Source organism: Bacillus sp. 105MF, from assembly GCF_000374885.1.
Lineage (GTDB): Bacteria > Bacillota > Bacilli > Bacillales > Bacillaceae_G > Bacillus_A > Bacillus_A pseudomycoides.
The window spans coordinates 147000-165711 of record NZ_KB895573.1; the positions used below are offsets into that span (position 1 = coordinate 147000).

Annotated in this window: 15 protein-coding genes and 3 pseudogenes; 4 read left to right on the forward strand and 14 right to left on the reverse strand. The window is 32.5% G+C overall.

Annotated elements, in window-relative coordinates:
* The first annotated feature begins 10 nt into the window (after positions 1–10).
* Together C564_RS0114105 and lsrF are read left to right on the forward strand one after the other, a co-directional pair.
* Positions 11–373 carry a cupin domain-containing protein gene (locus C564_RS0114105; protein ID WP_018765766.1) on the forward strand — a complete coding sequence of 121 codons (363 nt, stop codon included), beginning with the start codon at positions 11–13 and terminating at the stop codon, positions 371–373.
* A gap of 6 nt (positions 374–379) precedes the next feature.
* On the forward strand, positions 380–1162 hold the full coding sequence (gene lsrF, locus C564_RS0114110) for a 3-hydroxy-5-phosphonooxypentane-2,4-dione thiolase (protein ID WP_003198352.1): 783 nt from the start codon (positions 380–382) through the stop codon (positions 1160–1162).
* A gap of 84 nt (positions 1163–1246) precedes the next feature.
* Here lsrF and C564_RS0114115 read toward each other — a convergent pair whose 3' ends face one another.
* From C564_RS0114115 to bla, 3 genes are all read right to left on the reverse strand, one after another.
* The gene (locus tag C564_RS0114115) at positions 1247–3226 is read right to left on the reverse strand and encodes a penicillin-binding transpeptidase domain-containing protein (protein WP_018765767.1); all 1980 of its coding nucleotides are present in this window, start codon (positions 3224–3226) and stop codon (positions 1247–1249) included.
* 427 nt (positions 3227–3653) lie between these two features.
* Entirely contained in the window at positions 3654–5786 is a 2133-nt protein-coding gene (locus tag C564_RS0114120) for a peptidoglycan D,D-transpeptidase FtsI family protein (protein ID WP_018765768.1), read from the reverse strand.
* A 423-nt stretch (positions 5787–6209) separates the two neighbouring features.
* Entirely contained in the window at positions 6210–6998 is a 789-nt protein-coding gene (bla, locus tag C564_RS0114125; RefSeq protein ID WP_018765769.1) for a subclass B1 metallo-beta-lactamase, read from the reverse strand.
* A 144-nt stretch (positions 6999–7142) separates the two neighbouring features.
* Here bla and C564_RS33495 point away from each other — a divergent pair.
* Positions 7143–8922, forward strand: a pseudogene (locus C564_RS33495) (peptidoglycan D,D-transpeptidase FtsI family protein).
* An 11-nt stretch (positions 8923–8933) separates the two neighbouring features.
* On the opposite strand, the gene C564_RS0114135 reads toward C564_RS33495, so the two are convergent.
* The 5 genes from C564_RS0114135 to C564_RS0114155 all read right to left on the reverse strand — a co-directional run bounded on the left by C564_RS0114135 (position 8934) and on the right by C564_RS0114155 (position 13633).
* Entirely contained in the window at positions 8934–9761 is an 828-nt protein-coding gene (locus C564_RS0114135) for an SH3 domain-containing protein (protein ID WP_018765771.1), read from the reverse strand.
* A complete protein-coding gene (locus C564_RS0114140; protein ID WP_003198341.1) occupies positions 9758–10282 on the reverse strand; it encodes an RNA polymerase sigma factor in 525 nt (174 codons plus the stop codon). Before C564_RS0114140 ends, C564_RS0114135 begins: the two co-directional genes overlap by 4 nt.
* 582 nt (positions 10283–10864) lie before the next feature.
* The gene (locus C564_RS0114145) at positions 10865–11191 is read right to left on the reverse strand and encodes an antibiotic biosynthesis monooxygenase family protein (protein WP_003198339.1); all 327 of its coding nucleotides are present in this window, start codon (positions 11189–11191) and stop codon (positions 10865–10867) included.
* A gap of 83 nt (positions 11192–11274) precedes the next feature.
* Positions 11275–12492: an MFS transporter gene (locus tag C564_RS0114150; RefSeq protein WP_018765772.1), complete on the reverse strand. Its 1218-nt coding sequence runs from the start codon at positions 12490–12492 to the stop codon at positions 11275–11277.
* A 97-nt stretch (positions 12493–12589) separates the two neighbouring features.
* Positions 12590–13633 (reverse strand): ArsR/SmtB family transcription factor, encoded by a 1044-nt coding sequence (locus C564_RS0114155; protein WP_018765773.1) that lies wholly within the window; start codon positions 13631–13633, stop codon positions 12590–12592.
* 336 nt (positions 13634–13969) lie between these two features.
* On the opposite strand from C564_RS0114155, the gene C564_RS0114160 reads away from it, so the two are divergent.
* Positions 13970–14560 (forward strand): hypothetical protein, encoded by a 591-nt coding sequence (locus C564_RS0114160; RefSeq protein WP_003207433.1) that lies wholly within the window; start codon positions 13970–13972, stop codon positions 14558–14560.
* Between the two features lie 175 nt (positions 14561–14735).
* Here C564_RS0114160 and C564_RS37440 read toward each other — a convergent pair.
* The 6 genes and pseudogenes from C564_RS37440 to C564_RS0114190 all read right to left on the reverse strand — a co-directional run.
* A pseudogene (locus C564_RS37440) lies at positions 14736–14966 on the reverse strand (GNAT family N-acetyltransferase); the annotation flags it as partial.
* A gap of 167 nt (positions 14967–15133) precedes the next feature.
* On the reverse strand, positions 15134–15778 hold the full coding sequence (locus C564_RS0114170; RefSeq protein ID WP_003198331.1) for an alpha/beta family hydrolase: 645 nt from the start codon (positions 15776–15778) through the stop codon (positions 15134–15136).
* A gap of 100 nt (positions 15779–15878) precedes the next feature.
* Positions 15879–16022: pseudogene (locus tag C564_RS36185) on the reverse strand (ArsR/SmtB family transcription factor); the annotation flags it as partial.
* Positions 16023–16213: 191 nt separating this feature from the next.
* Positions 16214–16798 (reverse strand): hypothetical protein, encoded by a 585-nt coding sequence (locus C564_RS0114180; protein WP_018765775.1) that lies wholly within the window; start codon positions 16796–16798, stop codon positions 16214–16216.
* Between the two features lie 291 nt (positions 16799–17089).
* Positions 17090–17989, reverse strand: coding sequence for a phosphotransferase enzyme family protein (locus C564_RS0114185; RefSeq protein ID WP_003198327.1), 900 nt, complete (start codon positions 17987–17989; stop codon positions 17090–17092).
* Between the two features lie 162 nt (positions 17990–18151).
* Positions 18152–18655 carry a GNAT family N-acetyltransferase gene (locus C564_RS0114190; RefSeq protein WP_018765776.1) on the reverse strand — a complete coding sequence of 168 codons (504 nt, stop codon included), beginning with the start codon at positions 18653–18655 and terminating at the stop codon, positions 18152–18154.
* Between the last annotated feature and the right edge of the window lie 57 nt (positions 18656–18712).

Here is an 18712-nt window from a genome sequence, read left to right on the forward strand (position 1 = left end):
AGTGAACAATATGCTCAAAGTAAATGAAGAGGATTTCTCCTATCGCTTTGGTAACAACGGCCCAAAATATTTAATAAAGGGTCCTAACATTGACCTTGGGGTTGTAGTGATTCAACCTGGGCAGGAATTTCAAAATCATTATCACACCATATGTGAAGAAATTTTTTATGCCTTAGAAGGCGAAATTGATTTCTATATTGATAATGAAAGAGTTCCTGTAAAACAAGGTGACGTCTTGCAAGTTCGCCCTCATGAATCTCACTATCTTATTAACCACTCAGATCAAATCTTTAAGGCTGTTTTTATTAAGTCACCACATTTACAAGAAAAAGATACTGTGCAAACAGAAAATCCAAAATTAACGAAGGAGTGATTCACAATGACTTGGGGATTTCAAAATCGATTAAATACGATTCTGCCTGATGGAAAAGCAGTTATGTTAGCAATTGATCACGGTTACTTTTTAGGTCCAATTCATGGATTAGAACAACCATTAGAAACAGTAAAAAACTTACTTCCCTATACAGATTCTCTCTTTTTAACAAGGGGTGTACTCAATTCCTGCATTCCTAAAGACTGCAAAACACCAATGGTTTTACGTGTTTCAGGCGGTCCAACTGTCGTTGGTAAAGATTTAGCAAACGAGACCATTGTGACACCAATTAAAGAAGCACTGCGGCAAAATGTAGTCGGAGTTGGTGTATCTGTTTTTGTCGGTTCAGAATATGAAACACAAACTGTTTCAAATCTAGCAAACGTAGTTTCCGAGGCTCATGATTACGGTTTACCTGTTCTCGGTATTACGGCCGTTGCAAAAGAACTACAAAAACGAGAAGCACGCTTTTTAGCACTTGCATCGCGTGTATGTGTGGAGATGGGTGCTGATATTATTAAAACGTATTACTGCGAAGGATTTGAAAAAATTACGAGCACATGCCCTGCCCCAGTCGTCATTGCAGGTGGCCCAAAATTAGATTCGATCGAAGACGCTTTAACAATTACATACCAAGCATTGCAAGAGGGTGCGATTGGAGTTGATATGGGACGAAATATTTGGCAGTCAGAACATCCAGCTGCAATGATTCAAGCGATTCATGGCATCGTCAAAAATGGCTTGAATGTGAAAGAAGGGCTAGAGTTGTATGATGAAGTAAAAAATTAAATTAGTTGATTAAATAATGTATTTTTACTAAAAAAAGAACCCTCTTTATTAAAAGGGTTCTTTTTTAATGATAAAATCTAAGTATCACTTCTGAAAAATATGTTTTATTTTTTCACCTGGAACATTACTACCCCCTCTTCCTTTCACATCTTCAATCATCATTGTAACAATCATATCCGGCGCATTTGCATCGAAAGCTGCAAACCATCCGAGTTCTTTTCCATCTGCTTCTTTTGATTCTTTTAGTTCTGCCGTACCTGTTTTACCAGCAAGAGTCATATCATCAATCCTAGCAATTTTTCCGGCACCATCGGAATCATTAATTACTTTTATTAACGCACTTTTTAATATTCTTTGACTTTCTTTAGAAATCACATTCTCTTTCCAATTCTTCACTTTTTTTTGTATCAGATGTGGAGATGGAATATTCCCTTCATTTACAATCGGTGCATATGTTAAAGCTAAATGAAGAGGTGTCATTAATACTTGTCCTTGACCGTATCCTGTATCTGCCAGTTGAATATCGTTTTTCATCCCATCTTTTGCAATGATTGACATAGGAAATTCGTATTCAATCGGCAATTTTTCATGAAATCCGAACTTCTTAAGCATGCTTTCATACTGATCTTTTCCTATTTTTAAAGCTTGTTGTGCAAAATAAATATTGTCAGAGTACTTCATTGCCTTATCGAAATCAATCGGACTAGCATCTTTCACACGTGTTACATAATAATTTCCCCATGATGAATCTTTTGTCCACTTTAATCCTTCAATTTTAAACTCTTCCGTTGGATTTATAACGTTTGCTTCCAAACCAATTGCCCCTGTAATTGTTTTAAATACAGATCCTGGTACAACTGCCTGTGTGAAACGGTTTATCATTGGATTTTTCAAATCATTATTCCATACTTCACGTTGCGCTTTTGATGCCCCTCTAACTATTATATTTGGATTATAAGCTGGACTACTTACAAGGGCAATTGTTTCACCCGTTTTTGGATTAATCGCTGCACTAGATCCTGCTTCATTTTTCATTTCATTATAGATTTTTTCTTGAATTGAGGCATCGATTGTTAATGTAACATTCTCTCCATCTCTTGCTTCTGTTTTTGCTAAGTTTTTAATCTCTTTTCCGTTCTCATCTTCCATAAATACGCGTCCACCCTTTTCACCGCGCAATTTATTTTCTAAGACTTTTTCTAATCCTGTCTTACCTACTAAATCATCCGTTTGATATCCTTTTTTCTGAAGCAATTTTAACTCTTCTGCATTTACTTCTCCTATATATCCCGTTAAGTGTGCTGCCGCTTCTCCTAATGGATATGTACGGACTTTTACTGGACGAGACGAAACACCTTCCAACGAAATATAATCACTTTGTGTTCGTCCTTCTGGTAAAATACCAATTGGTACATAGGAATCTGGTTTAATCCATTTCGCTGTAAGCTTCTGATCGACTTCTTCGATAGACATATTAAGTAATTGCGCTATTATTTCTTTCGTTTGTGTTGCAGTATCTCCTAATTTTTCTGGAATAATTCCAACCTCAGTTGCCTTTCCATTCACTACAAGCCCTTTTCCATTTCGATCATATATTTCACCGCGTTTTCCTTGCTCTGTCTGCAGACGGACTTTATAATTTTTTTTCATCCCTGGAAAGATAAAGTCTGGGGTCCAATTTATTTTCCAAGACTTCTTATCTCCATCTTTTTCTTGCACAAGTGTTGCTTCATGTGAAAAAGAAATTTCTCCTCCTGCTGTATCCATACTTACGGTAAAAAGAATGACCTTACTTTCCTTTTTATCTTTACTTACTTTCTCTCTTTTAATTTTTAAATTCTCAACTCCAATACCTTCGTAAATTTTTTCATTTTTCTCTGTAAATTCTTTTTTTGAAATGGATTCTTTTGCGTGTTTTGACAGTTGATCATACATATCTGCAAATTTTTTGTCATTCCATAATTTTACATATGCTTCAAATGCTTGTTCTGAAGTTTCGCCTTTATTGCATCCTACCAATATAAATGTGAAACAAAAGAAAAGTAGTATCCATATTTTTTTCAATTCAAACTTCTCCTTTAAATAAATCAAAATAGCTTAAATAATTCTTATAATCCTTTTTACATGAGTAACTTGCTATAAATAGTGTACATCCGCTCGTTTTCTACTGATTAATATGAACCTGAGATTTAATAATGTTCTATATCTTGGTAACAAAGTTATTATTAAAAACCTGTGGAATAGCAACTATACTAGCTGCTATTCCACAAATTCACCTTAATTCTTTTATTCAAAAAGCTTCTTAATATAAAGTACAACCTTAATAAGCCCGCTCTAACCAGGCTTTTACGGACAATTGAGTCCCACCTAAACTTGTTTGCTTTCGCCGAAATTTGAGGTGAGAGTCTTACTGCCCGCGAATAACTGGATAAACAATATAACTTGGATCCTAGTAATCATTACCTTCCCTACAGAGAACGAAATTTCACTATTACTGATTAGGATTCACTATATTAGTAGCTTCACCATTCATACGTTGCTTTTTCAAGTCAAAGTATATATCTAATATATCCTTTCCAATTAATGAATTAATACCGCCTTTATCATTGTGAACCCAAGGGACTACTATAGAAAATGCTATTTCTGGATTATCATATGGAGCATATCCAACTAATGTTAAATTGTAACACTCAATACGTTCTCCCTTCTCATTCCTTCCAATTTTACTATCTCCTCCATATACTGTTTGAGCTGTTCCTGTTTTCCCAGCTGGTTTATATGGAGCCTTTTGGAAATATTTCACACCAGTTCCATCGCCTTCTTGAAATACCCATCTAAACCCTTCTTTTACTCGATCAATATATTCCGATTTCACATCCACTCGATTTAACACAACAGGTTCTATAGATTGTACAACTTTTCCAATTTCTTCTTTTTTTGTTGTTTGTTCTCGAATCTCTTGGACAATTTGAGGTTGCATTCGGTATCCATCATTTGCAATAGTTGAAATATATTGTGCCAATTGTAGTGGTGTATACGTATCATACTGTCCAATAGAAAAATCTAATAAAAATCCAGGTTGGCTATCTTTTTGTCTTGTTTGTCCAGTTATTTCATTCGGTAAATTAATTCCTGTTGGAACCCCTAAACCAAATTGTTTAAAATAATAACGCATTGTATCAAATGCTGCTTGTTTAATATCCAATGAACTATTTGGTACATAATTCACTCCAGCTATTTGTAACGCTGTATGAAACATGTATACATTAGATGATACTTGTAAAGCTCTTAAATCATTAATATTCCCAAATCCAGATACATTCCATGATTTTTTAACTCTCGTACCTTTAAACTTCATAGGTGCATCATAAAATTGGGTCCCTGGTTGTATAGCTCCTGTTTGGTATCCAGTTAATAAAGTAGCACCTTTTACAGCTGATCCTAACTCATAAGAAGTTACCATGTTACCTAATGCAAAATCTTCTACTTCTACTTTCCCATCTTTTTCTACAAATCTCTTACCAGCCATAGATAAAAGTTGTCCCGTTTTTGGATCCATCATGACAACAAAAGCACGATCCATTAATGGTTCAGAACTCTTAAAAGCTTTTAAATTTTTTTCTATACTTTCTTCTACTTTCTTTTGTAACTCCATATCAATTGTTAAAGTTAAATTGTTACCACTTTTTCCTTTAGAGACTGTTTCCGTTTGAACAACATTTCCTGCTTTATCAATATTATTTTTAACTTCTTCTTTTGTTCCATGTAATACATCTTCATATCGCTGTTCAATATAACTTTTCCCCACGCGATCGTTCCGATTATATCCGCGGACCAAATAAGAATCTAAGTGTTCTTTTGGCAACCCTTCTTCAGCACTTGTTATATTACCTAATACCGAACGGAATAAATCACCATTTACATAGTTTCGTTCCCAATCAACTGTCGCATCTATCCCTGGAAATTTCGCTAAATTTTCACTTATCCTCGTATACTCTTGCTCTGTCACGTCTTTTTTTATAACTTGTGGTGTCATTTGATAACCAGAACTCATTTTACTTTTAATAACTAATACTTGTAAGTCTTGTGGCGTGAGCTCTCCTAATTCTTCTTCTGTAATGCGTTTTCGTCTTAACTCTTCGATTCTTTTGTCTAACTCTTTCCCTTCTATACCCTTTTCTCTAAATTTTTCCTCTTCTTGCTTCGTGATCTTTGCTTTAGCACGCTTTTTATTTAATTGCATCCAAAAATCTTTTTTATCTACTTCCGTTAATTTATTTATTTCTTCTTCTGATATTTCAAGTATATTTGCAATATCTTTTGCAGTTTTTAAAATGTCTTCAGAGCTTACACCCTTCAATCTTGTATACGTAATCGTACGAAGTGCTCTATTATCAACAACCTGTTTCCCTTCTCGATCATAAATTTTCCCACGGGGAACTGGTATACTCGTTGTTGCATTTTCATTTTTTTCTACTTGATTTTTATAGGTCTCTCCATCAACAATTTGTACTTTTCCTAGCTGAAAAATAATAGCCGAAAATAGTATAAATACGCAGAAAAATAGGATGTTTAATCGGATAGATATCGATGTCTTCTGCTTCTTTCCTGTTTGCTTTTTCATATATCCTCCATTTTTTAATGAGTTTCATTCAGATTACAGTTTCATATACAAATTCACGCATATGTGTTATTCGATCTTTATACAAAGAAAACTAAAAGGTAGCGGTTCATTCAATTAATGAATTGAATAGATGAAAATGGAATCGTTCCTCTATTTACATAAAGTGAAACTTCCATCAGTGGGCGTTTTCTTCATCCCTCACTGATGGTTAGCCCTCACTAACCGGGCTTTTACGGGCAGTTATCCCCAACCTCTCTTCCTCGTTTCTCTCTGACCCTTAAGGTGGGGACTTACTACCCGTTAATGCGGGATAAAGAATAAGAGAAACTGCATTCAATCATAAGCAGTTCTCCTTATTTTTTATTAATATATCTAAAACAAAAATTAGGCTATTCCTCTATATTACGTGGCCGTCACACCCTATTAATTTTCATTATTTTTTAACAAGTTCAACGTATGAGTAAATAAACGACTATCTCCGGGATCTCCATGTCCTGGTACAATAATATTTATATCGCTATATTTCTTTTCTACTTTTTTAATTGCCTTTGACCAATTAGATACATATGAACCTGGAGTTTGTACAATCTCTTGCGTATCTAGTGATTTTATTAAACATCCTCCAAATAGGATTTTATACTTTGGTAACCATACTGTTATGTTATCTTGTGTATGTCCTTTTCCTGGATAAAATGTTTCCACGTTTATATCACCAAATCGCATATTATCGCGTTTCTTCAAGTCTCCAAGAGGCTTATCAAAACCTTGTTTCTCTGCTAAATCAGCAGTTAAAGCCGTACTGTGTACCTTGACGCCTTTTTTAGTCAGCGTTTTAATTCCTCCTATACGATCGTCATGAGCATGAGTCACAATTGCTTCTGTGACCTCTTTTGTAGGAAATTGCTTTTTTAGTATTTGAAGCAGTTGATCTGTAAGATCATCATTCCAAGGTGTATCAATTAGTACTAGTCCTTTAGACGTTTCAAGAATTAAACCATTTGCAGGAATACGTGTTCCATTTACCACTCCAATGCTTGTATGCATCCAGACCTTTGGATACAATTGTGAAATGGATACATCTTTCTCTTGATCTTTATTTTTTATTTGCTCTACTTTTTCGGCAGCTTGTACTGGAAATATTGAACTGGCAAATTGGCTAATCCCTAATATACTTGCGCATAGACCTACTTTTAATATCAGTTTCTTTTTCATTTTCATTGCTCCTTTCCTAGCAGCTTACTTCTCTAAAAGCGCTACTACACTTAATAGACAATCCAAATGATAAAGTTGTTCCCACATTTACAAAAAAAATAATAAATTTTAATATAGAATAGAATCTGGGTAAGGGAGGATTTTATGTTACATAAAAAATCAAAGAGGTGGATAATTTTAGCAGTTTTATTCATTTTAGGAGTTATTTTGATGTTTTTATTCAAAACGAGTTTTATTTCGTTTACTATCAAAACTTCTGCAGCTGAAAGAGGAAAAATTATTGACCAAAATGGAGTCATACTAGCCACAAATAAAAAAGTAAAATCTTTGTATTATGTCTATAATATTGATTGTCCAGCCGATCAAGAAGTAGCGAAGATATCAAGTTTTCTAAATCAGTTTTCATCCAAGTTTAACCATAAGATTTCAGTAGATGATATAAATTCACAATTACAAAAATCTTATAAACATCATGATAAAAATGAAATACGATTACATGCAAACTTAAATGATAAAGAATTCGCATTTATAAACGAAAACAACTTCAAAAATATAAAAGTAAAAAATGAGTGGATACGTGTTTATCCACATCATGAAATTGCTTCACAAGTAATTGGGTATGTTGACTATGAAAAAAATAACTCGGATTCTAATTATGTTCCTGTTGGTAAAAACGGCATTGAACTTCAATATGAAAACGATTTAAAAGGGAAACCAGGAAAAACTCTCACTTTTAAAATAAAAAATAAAAAGTTCTTATGGAACATACAAAGTCCTCAAAGAGGAAAAGATATTCAGCTAGCACTAGACTATAAACTTCAGCAAAAAACTGAAAAAGCACTAAGATCCCAAATTCAGAAAACCCCTGATGCTACTGCTGGTTATGCTGTGGTGATAGATGTTAAAACAGGAGAAATATTAACTATGGCTAACTCGCCAGTTTTTGATCCAAATATATTCAATACACCTTTATCATCGTCTGAAAAAGAAAACATCCAATTACTTGCTCAAAATAAAACAATCCAAAAATTAAAGTATGGTGATTCCTATGTAAATATGGCATCAACTATAAAGCCGCTTACTATATTAATTGGGTTAAACGAAAAACTTTTTCAGCCTGAAGATACGTATTTAGATAAAGGTCGCTTTCAGTATAATAATCAAAATAACATCACCAATGCTGCTGGAACTCCAACTGGTGAAATTACACCGAGTCAAGCTATCATTAACTCATCAAATACATTTATGACAGCAAAAGTAGCAATTCCATTATTCAATCAAAATAATGGAAATTTAGAAAAAGTGGCAACCGTGTGGACGAGTTATTTAAAACAATTCGGTCTTCGCTCAAAAACTGGGATTGATTTGCCCTTTGAAGAAGAAGGACAATATAAGTTACATGCATCTAGTAATTTCGAAAGTGGGATTTCTGCTTTATTGAATGCTTCTTGGGGCGCAAATGAAGTACACACTACTCTCCAACTCGCCCAATATGCGGCTGCTCTTGCAAATAAAGGTGACAAATACAAACCTCAAATCGTGAATGCAATTATGGAAAACGGTGATAAAAAAACAAAAGAATTTAAACCAATTTTAGAAAGTTCAAATCGTTATCCTTCAAGATTCTGGAATGTTTTACAAAGTGGAATGAGTCAAAACATACAAGAAATTAAAAACTTACCCTTTGACGTTGCTGGTAAAACGGGAATAACAGGTTCGCCGAATGAACAAGAGAAAGTTATAAATCATTCTCTATTTATTTCATATGCCCCTACTAAAAATCCGCATATTGCTATTTCTGTCATTATTCCTGGTGGTAATTCTGAAAGAAATAGTGCAGCACTTGTTGCAGCGGAAATTTTAAAGGAGTGGGATACTCTCCAAAAAGAGAATAAAAAATAAAGAGAAAGGTTCAATAAAGTGAACCTTTCTCTTTTACCATATAGAATCTATACTCTTTATTTTCCACATACCATCATTTTGTTTTTCAAAAATGAAAGAATACTGGATATCTATTGATACATGGTCTTCTTTTACGTAGCCAGTATAACCATTCATTGTAGTTATTTTTATATATCCATCATTCTTCACTTTCTCCGGAATCCATGCTTTTACAGTTTCGTTAGATACCCGATATAAAACGCGTGAATCATGTTTTGGTTGAGTTAAAATTTTTGTTTCTTCCCCAACAACAGTAGCATATAAATAACGTTCTTGCTTCGTTTGGTTACTTTCTGCCAATCCACTTGGTATCTTATATAATGTTTTCGTATCATTCACAAATTCTCCCCCCATTGCAAGAGCTACTTGTAAATCATGAAAAATATCATCATCGAACTTCCATTCATTTTTACTATACTTTTCTCCCTTAAAAACAAATTCTTCATCCAATACTCTATATAAATCGTTCTTATTTTTTAAGCTTGTGTTTTGATTTAATTCATCCATAAATTGTTTTAGTGATTGATCTTGATTAGATTCATCTTTCATCTTAACTTCAATTTGAGTGCTACTTTGCACAGGTGGTTCATTTTTTCCAAACCAGAATTGTTGAAAGTTAAACAGCACAGCCGTAAAAACTAGAACAGCTGCAACAGTGAATGTCTTTATACGAAATGGCCTTCTAATTTTAGGGAAACCTTCCTCCCTATTTTGGTATATAGATTGTTTTATTTTATAAATAAATTCCTCTTCGTCTTGAGGCTGTTTCATAGGCCCACCTTTTAATTCTTTATACCAATCCGGCTTTCTATCATTGTTCATAATTCATCCTCCGATAATATTTTTGAAACTCGTGCACGAGCGCGATGTAGCCTAGATTTCACAGTTCCAATAGACACGCCTAATGTTTCAGCAATTTCATCATAAGATAATTCATATTTTGCATCTAGTATTAATACTTCACGATGTTTTTGGGGCAAATTTAATACGGTGTCCCAAACTTCATTCATAGTTTCTTTTTGTAAAAATTGTTTTTCTGCTGACGGATATTCCTTATCATGTCGAAAAAAACTTACTAAAGAAATCCTCTTAAAATAGGAGGACTTTAAATAATTTAAAGCTGTATTCCTTGTAATTTTTAATAACCATGTCTTAACAGAGGACTCATTCCGAAATGAATCCCACTTTTTAAATACTTTTATAAACACCTCTTGCGTTATATCATCTGATAAATGTGTATCTTTTGTAATAATGAATGAATAATTCCATACGTCTTGCCAATGTTCTCTTATAACATTATCAATTTCATCATGATTGCAATTTTCAATAACCTTATGTTCCATCTCAACACCTCAAGCTTATTTGCATAAGCATAAACACCTTTCCTCATGTTTTATAATTGACTCCTTTATATAGACAAGATAAAAGTTTCTTTTGTTCCATTTTCTATTAAAAATCATACGGAAGAGTTCTGTCATCAAAATCCCAAGATACTTGTATGCAATCTTTTAACATTTGACATACGAATTGCTTCTCTTTTTCAAGTGCTCATATATCCAATTCCTTGTATAGAATCTACCATTGCCGTCCAACAGGTTGTATCATGTGGAGATATGTACATTCACACTATATGTGGATAAAATTATCATTTCATGTCTATTTAGCTTAACTTATCTTTTCAAAAATACTGGTAATACCCTATCAACGGCAAGTTAAGATTGAGTCTCCAAAGGATTTTCTCTCTTGTTATTAACATGTTTTATATTATTTGTGTTTGCTTACACATTTACACATACCAAGTGAATAAAAAAGTACACCACTATGCGTGATGTACTTTTTTCATATATTATAAACAAAACATTGATATTAAAAAACTTTATGACACTTCATGTCTTATATTTCACAAAATTTATTTCCTTTTTTGATTAAGACTGCTGATAAGCAGACTTCGATGATTTCACATAATAAACCGCATGCTCCGATTTCAAAATATGATCTGGTTTTGGTTTTCCGCGACTTGCTCTATGCCCTGCTAAATGCTCTTCACTTGTCTCCCAGTTTTTCCATGCATCTTCAGATTCCCAGCGAATCATAACTACGACTTCTTCGTCCCCTCTTCTCACCTTTTTAACAAGAACACTTAAGTCGATAAACCCTTCAAATTTTTCAATAATACCTTCTCCAGAAAAACGCTGAACAACAAGGTCTGAAGTTCCTTCTTTAACTGTAATTGTTTTCGTTTCGATAAACATATATCCCACTCCCTTTGTATGCAAATAAATATATTATCGTTTTATTATAATTGATTTCGATAATCATTTTCAATTAAAATGTTTCAAGCTGATTTTTCTCGGATGGATTCATCAAGAAATTTAAAATATGGAAACAGTATTCCAGCTAAAGAAGTCAGACATATGATAGATCCAATGAATATATACAACGCTCTTACTCCCCATATCTCACTCAATACTCCTCCAACTAAAACACCTAGTGGCATCGCACCTCTTATTAAAAATAAGCGTACCGAAAATACCTTCCCCATCATATCATTTGGCACAGTTTGCTGGCATATTGTCGTGTTATGGACATTAAAAAACGCCATGCATACGCCCGCTACAACTTCAATCATAACTGCTAAAATGATGCTATGATTTAGGCCTAGTGAAATATATGTGATTCCTCCTACCAATAGCGCCCCAAGCATGAGAAGACGTCGACTATGATACTGAACTTTCCCAACAAGTATAGAGCCAATTACATATCCAAGGGGAAAACCTGCCATAAAATATCCATAATCAGCATAACTTGCCGAAAGCTCATCTATTATATATGGAAGGTTGATAACCATCGTTACACCGACTCCAAATTGAACAAATGTGAGAAAAATACCTAACCAAACGATAATGGGTTGTTTGAAATAATAGGTAAATCCTTCAATAGATTGCTTTAACCAACTTTTACGAACAGTTTGAGCTACTCTATGTTCCTGTATAAATAACAGTAAAGTACCACTTATAAATAGAAATAAACAAACGAAAAATAAAGTTAGCTTTACGCCTATAAACTCAATAACAATTCCCCCTAATACAGGGGCTAAAAACATCATAAGACGAACCATACCATCAATATAAGCGTTCGCTGTTTGTAGCTCTTCCCTTGATACAATTATTGGTGTAATCGCTTGATTGGCTGGTACATTGAATGGGGTGATAAGCCCCACGATTATTTGTACAACAAAAATATGCCATGTTTCTATATTTCCAATGATTATCATACATAAAGGGAGTAAAAAAGCTAGCCCACGTGTCCACTGAGATACAATCATAATCCATTTCCGGCTCCACTTATCAATGAAAGGACCAATGACAAGCTGTAAAAGAAGCGATGGGATAAAGTAAAGTAGCCACATACTTCCTAAGGCCATTTTCGAGCCCGTTAATTGATAAATAAGAATGGAATTACATAGGGTACCAAATGCACCGCCTAATTCAGAAATCGCGCTACCAATCCACATAAAGAAAAACGATCGATTTTTTAAAATATTTCTCCCCATTTTGCACCAACTTTTATTTTTAGTTCTCCTCCTATTGTGCATATTCTATAAAAGTAAAATTATTTTATCTTTTACCTTTGGATGTACAAATTTATAATTAATGATTTAAATAGAATTCCAACTCTTTCGATATAGCCTCTAGTGCTTTCTTTTTCAAAATATACTTTGCATCTTGAATATCAACTAACTTCGCAGATCTTAAAATTTTCAAATGATGATGAATTGTTGACTTCCCAAGATTTAATTGTTCCGTTATCTCCTGCAATGTACGATCTTTTTCAAATAACAATTTTACAATTCTCAATCTTGCTTCATCACCTAAAGCCTTATGTTTATGAACTAAAAAATAACTTGGCTGATATGGATCTTCTGGATGTATACTTTCATTTACGATTGGATAATGAAATATTTTTGTATCTTCTATATCTGCTTCGATATTCCAAGGTCGATACGTGTATTGTGGAATAAGAAGAACATGATGTACACTTGGCTCTGGAGAATAGGTAACACCGCCTGTTGCCCATTCAACAAATTCTTCGGCCTTCATCTTTTCGTTCATTTTACATTTCGTTTCATAGTCTTGTTTTAGTATAAGTGATAGCTTTTCTGCTTCCGGTTCAATAATAGCTTCATACCAGCCTGTCATCACTGTAATGAAATGCTCTTTAAGCATTTCTATATCCGCTTTACAGATGAAATCAATATAAGCAGGAAAAAATGGATTGCTACTTGTTAACTCTTTTAAGTCCTGAACTGCTTTCATCTCTCCATTTGCTGCCTTCCTTCTTTTTTCTTGATATGTATAGCCGACAAATGGAATGCATATATACTTTAGTTCCTCCTCTGATAACGAGTTAATATACTGAATAAACTCAGATAAATTCATAAAATCCTCTCGATATAATAGCTGTAACAACGCTTTCCACGTGTTATGTTTCTCTACGAAACGTAAATGCTCTATCATTTCCGCTGATAATGATTGTCTTATCTCCTCCCACTCACTTTGAGATTTTTCTAACGTATCAATCAGCCTTTTATGAGTGATCGCCGCAATCCCGAGCGCACACTCAAACAGTAATGAATACTTGATTTGAACGTCATATGTCTCCTTTTTTCTACTTGTCAAATTCAATACTTCCATTGTATCCCTCCTTATTTTGTTATTATTTTAAATTCTATAAATATCGAATTTATCCTTCTATAATTTCAGAATTTTAAGTAATTCAAGAAAAAAACGCATGAATTTAATTCTTGCACTACAGTTCAAGAAAATTCATAAACCATTTGCTAATGACATTATTTTCAAGATATTACACTGTATATAAAAACAAAAAGATAGATAAGGCAGAAAGTATTTCTTCCTTATCTATCTTTTTTTACTGTATATTTAATTTATAATATAATACAATAGAAATAGAATAATTCAAAAGATTCCCACTAAAGTTATGTTTTTCGGAATTGAAAGGGCATACAGAATATGAATAAAAACTTAACAAAAATTACAATAACAAGCGGTCTCATTCTTATCCTTTATCATTTTTTACAATGGTATTTAGTAGAATTACTTACACCTTTCGCTATGCCATTTTTATCATTAACAATCCATGGATGGTTTTTCGTAATGTTTATTCTTACGATTATACATGTAATCAAATATAAAAATTGGAAACCATTTGTTATTCAAATAATAATAATAGTTTTTTGGCTGTGCACGCCATTTACACTAATCTATCTAAAGTTAGATTTTATAATCCACAAAGAAAACCGTACAGAAGTTGTAGAGCTTATCAATCACAAAGAATTAACTCCTAATGTTAATCATGATAATAGACAAATTCACTTACCTAAACAATTTGCAACTACTTCAAAAGGCGGTGGAGATGTACGAATACAACATGGCGAAAATGGTATTTTAGTTTTCTTTTTTACTTACCGAGGTATATTGGATAATTTTTCAGGATTTATTTATGCACCAAATGATGTAAAACCAAACAAATCTGATTTTAATAGCGAATTTAAAGAAATCACGAAAATCGAGAAAAATTGGTATTATGTCTCGTCGTATTAAAAAGGTATAGATATCATAAATACAAAAAAAGCTAGCATTTGCTAGCTTTTTAGAAACTATTATTATATTCATTATTAAGAGCAATCCTTTTATAACTACATCAGCATTTTGCTTTGGCATTCCTTTTTCAATTATAAATCCTCCGCTTCCCAATATCTTCGTTCAAACTTCGGACGATTCTTATGAACTGCATTGTTTCAAATCCATATGTAAGAATTGCTTGCAATGCCTCAGATGCATAGCCTTTTCCCCAATATGTATCATCTAGTTCATAATCAACCTCAGCCCGCTTATGATTTTGATTGATTAAATGAACTCCACATGTACCAATTAATGGATTCGTTTCTTTTAATTCGATCCCCCAGCGAATAACACTTCCTTCTTCATATCTTTTTCTAAATACCTTTCTTAACCCAATAGAAAACGCCACTTTTTTCCATAACGGGATCGGATTTGAAATGAAAATTAAAAACGTCCATGTAAAAAGAGGTGCAATTAGCACCTCTCTTGCATTTATTTTAGCAATTAAATTAGCACCCAAATTAGTGAACTTTTGATAATGTCAATTTATCACTAATTTGCCCTAACGGTTTCTTGGAGTTTTTCCATTACCCTTGATAAAGCTAAAATTGAATTTCTTGTTTCAAATTCTCCAACATTCAAGGAATGATTTGCATTTTGGATAACATCAATCGTTACATTTGACTTACTTAATTGGTCAATTTGATTTGCATTGTAATAATGGTCTTTATCCCCGATAACTAAAAGCCCTTCATGATGACTATTCAAGATTGAGTCAAAAATCGAATCAAAATTTATTAGAGGGGTGAATAAAATCATTTTTGACTTTAAGAATTCATCTCTCTTCATTAAGTCATTCGCAATTGGAATTGTTCCGAGTGATTTTCCTAAAAAAATCGAATTGTTGTATTGCCCATTTTTTAAAACATCTAAAATCACAGGATTAATATCATCCATCATTATTTTTGTTATTTCTTCAATCGTTTTTTTCATTGTTTTCTCATCATAAGAGTAATGGATATGGACAATATCGATTTTGTTTTGGAGCATTAACATCGTCGAATAATAAAACAAGGGTTTATCGTAATTGTAACCTGAACCTGAAAACATAAAGCAAATCTTTTTGAAACCCATTTCTATATGTGTATAACGAATCACTTTGTCGTTTATTTGTATCTCCTTTTTATTTCCTTTCATCCTTTTCCCCTCCGAAACTTTTATAATACCATAACATAAATTTCTAATTATTCTATAAAGATAAAGATTTCCCCATTACTGATTGTCTTATCTCTTCTCATTCACTTTGAGATTTTTCTAACGTATCCATCAGTCTAGCATTCGTAATGGCTGCAATTCCAAGAACGCATTCGAAAAGTATCGAATGCTTTACTTGAACGTCATACGTTTCCCTTCTTCTACTTGTTACATGTAAGACGTCCATTGTATCTCTCCTTATTTTGTTACGTATTAAATTCTATAAATACCATATTTTATCTTCTGTTTTTATCGAATTCTTAAACAAAAAGACGCATAGATGCAATTTATGAATTCATGCGTCTCTTTTCTATTTATTGTGCAGAGATAATAAAGTTGTTTCATTTTCGGAAAGCCAATAATTAATAATCACCCTTTTTAAGCTTCATTAAAACATTTCGATAATTTAATAACCATATCTTTATAATTCATAAAAAAATTTTGAGTAGGTAAAATGGCAGAGTAAGGAGAAATATTTTCTTCATCTACTAGTACACATTCGTCATAAATTAAACTAATATACAATTGCTTTAAAGGCTCTATTTGGTTTTGTTCAAAATACAAAACCAAATCATTATAAAGCTGTTGTCCATACTCATCGACAGAACGTTCTAATGAGAAGCCATCTGCTAAGCTTGTCCACCATACTTCAAAGCCACGAACAATTTCCTTAAATGATTCCTCATTAGATAAATCTGCTTCAAATAGCTGTTCATAAAATCTATAATTCCCCTCGTAAAAAGTCTGCATTTCATTTTTTTCATTAGCGATTTGCTTACGAAGCGTGCTCCATAATTCTTTAAAGTTCACTTCAAAATCATTGGAGAAATTTAATTTTCTTGCTATATAAGGAAACCTCATGTTTTCTTTTTCCTCTTTTTGATTAAGATAAATATTTTGAATATAAATCATAAAGTTTAAACAGCGTGACATGCTAGTATATATTCTAAACGAATCCGTCATTTCCAGTTCCTCCTTAACACTTACCTTTTATTAATTAATCAAATCTCGAAATATTCTTTTATTATACAAAGAAATTAAAGAAGATGATATTCCAATACTATACCATCTTCTTTAATTTGGTGTAGTGCTTTAAGAAAAAGGCAAATCCTTTTACAAAAAAACTACTTTCTAGATAAAAAGTTGGGATTTTTGATTTTTAATAGACTTAGGGTGATGAATAATATTTGTCGCATATTCAAGAAAAGCACCCGTTAGTGCATTAATAAAATGTAATGTACATATTGAGACATCCTATAAAAAAATAGAAAAATCATTAATACCTGCATATGGCACTTGATTCTTGATTTTGTCTTCTAAGCTATGTAAGGTGTATGCTTGCCATTCTTCTAAATTATTCATATCCCATTTTTGTATGAATAATTGATACAAATAAATCTCTCTTATTTTTAAGAAAATAGGAATTTGTATAATTATATCCTTATGAAGCATATTTTCTGTTTTATATCCTGCAAAAAAATTACTCATAAATATATCACAAAAGGAATGTGTATTGCCATTGAAGGAACTATGTTGCCAATAAGCATGATAGAAAGCTACTGCAATATCTTGAGCGTACCAATTAAATGCGCATTCATCAAAGTCAATTGTGGTTATACAACCTTCCTCATTAATAATTAAGTTTCCTTGATGGTAGTCATTATGAATAAGTCCGAAAGTATCAGGCGTAATAATATATGAAGTTAGACTGTGTACCAACTTTTCATATTTTTCCTTAATCCATGGATCTAACTTTCTTCTAAGATTAAAGACATCAGGACTTTCAACTTTCCATTCAGGACGTTGTATTGTTTGTAATTTAAATTCTTTGGATAGCGCATGCATTCTTCCTAAATTTTTACCGAGTTTTTTAAAAATCTTTTCATTCCAGTGGGATTTATTTGTAACATCAATTTGATTGCCCTTAATAAATTCAAAATATGTTTTAACCCGTTCTTCCTCACACTCTAAAGGAATTACTGGCTTAGGTACAAGTACACCTTTTTTATATAAAAAATTCATCCACTCTATTTCTTGTAAAACCATCTCCTTTGTTTTACTCTTATCAGAAATTCTAACTACCCTTTCTTTCTCTTTAATATAAAAAACGTCGTTATTAAATCCTCCATTCAACCTAACACGATTTTCTAGCATCCTGCTTTCCCCTTACACTCTCAATTTACAAGAACACTTTTATTTAAAAAGTAGCATAATAACTTCTTTGTCTCTTCATTTACTAACCTGCATCGTTAGTTTAATAGCACAACTTCTAAAATAAACCCATTTTTAAAAATGAATGTTTAGAAAAATCTCATTTTACATGTATTTCAAAATCTTAGACATATAATAACTATCAACTAAGTTTCCATCAATAATACAAGAAGCTCTTTTTATCCCCTCAATCTCATAACCCAGTTTCTTATATAAAGAAATTGCTGATGTATTATTTATCCTTACCGTCAACTCTAATCTAATTACACCAATAGTTTTTGCCCAGTTTTCAAGTTCTTTAAATAACTGGGTCCCAATTCCTTTTCCGCTATTTTCATGTGCTACACCAGCAACAATATAAACACTATGTCTAATTCTTTTAGGCTTACTACCAATTGCCATCAAATATCCTACTAATTTATCTTCAATCTCAGCAACAAAAATAGCTGAATTAGGAGATTGAGATATTTTGTTGATAAAATTTTGTTGTTGTTCAATTGTAGTAGCTCTTTCCCCTTCCTCAAATAACATAAATTCCGTTTCTCCATCAATTTTTTCGCATAATTCTAAAAAGGATTCTGCATCTCTTTCCATAATTAATCGAATCATATAATATAAACCTCACTTAAACTAAATTCCATAATGAATAATTCTATATATAACCAT

Bases quoted from the DNA above. Each gene is read 5' to 3' on its own strand.
- C564_RS0114105 (WP_018765766.1), top strand. From the start codon at position 11: ATGCTCAAAGTAAATGAAGAGGATTTCTCCTATCGCTTTGGTAACAAC.
- lsrF (WP_003198352.1), top strand. From the start codon at position 380: ATGACTTGGGGATTTCAAAATCGATTAAATACGATTCTGCCTGATGGA.
- C564_RS0114120 (WP_018765768.1), bottom strand. From the start codon at position 5,786: ATGAAAAAGCAAACAGGAAAGAAGCAGAAGACATCGATATCTATCCGA.
- bla (WP_018765769.1), bottom strand. From the start codon at position 6,998: ATGAAAAAGAAACTGATATTAAAAGTAGGTCTATGCGCAAGTATATTA.
- C564_RS0114135 (WP_018765771.1), bottom strand. From the start codon at position 9,761: ATGAACAATGATAGAAAGCCGGATTGGTATAAAGAATTAAAAGGTGGG.
- C564_RS0114140 (WP_003198341.1), bottom strand. From the start codon at position 10,282: ATGGAACATAAGGTTATTGAAAATTGCAATCATGATGAAATTGATAAT.
- C564_RS0114145 (WP_003198339.1), bottom strand. From the start codon at position 11,191: ATGTTTATCGAAACGAAAACAATTACAGTTAAAGAAGGAACTTCAGAC.
- C564_RS0114150 (WP_018765772.1), bottom strand. From the start codon at position 12,492: ATGGGGAGAAATATTTTAAAAAATCGATCGTTTTTCTTTATGTGGATT.
- C564_RS0114155 (WP_018765773.1), bottom strand. From the start codon at position 13,633: ATGGAAGTATTGAATTTGACAAGTAGAAAAAAGGAGACATATGACGTT.
- C564_RS0114160 (WP_003207433.1), top strand. From the start codon at position 13,970: ATGAATAAAAACTTAACAAAAATTACAATAACAAGCGGTCTCATTCTT.
- C564_RS0114170 (WP_003198331.1), bottom strand. From the start codon at position 15,778: ATGAAAGGAAATAAAAAGGAGATACAAATAAACGACAAAGTGATTCGT.
- C564_RS0114180 (WP_018765775.1), bottom strand. From the start codon at position 16,798: ATGACGGATTCGTTTAGAATATATACTAGCATGTCACGCTGTTTAAAC.
- C564_RS0114185 (WP_003198327.1), bottom strand. From the start codon at position 17,989: ATGCTAGAAAATCGTGTTAGGTTGAATGGAGGATTTAATAACGACGTT.
- C564_RS0114190 (WP_018765776.1), bottom strand. From the start codon at position 18,655: ATGATTCGATTAATTATGGAAAGAGATGCAGAATCCTTTTTAGAATTA.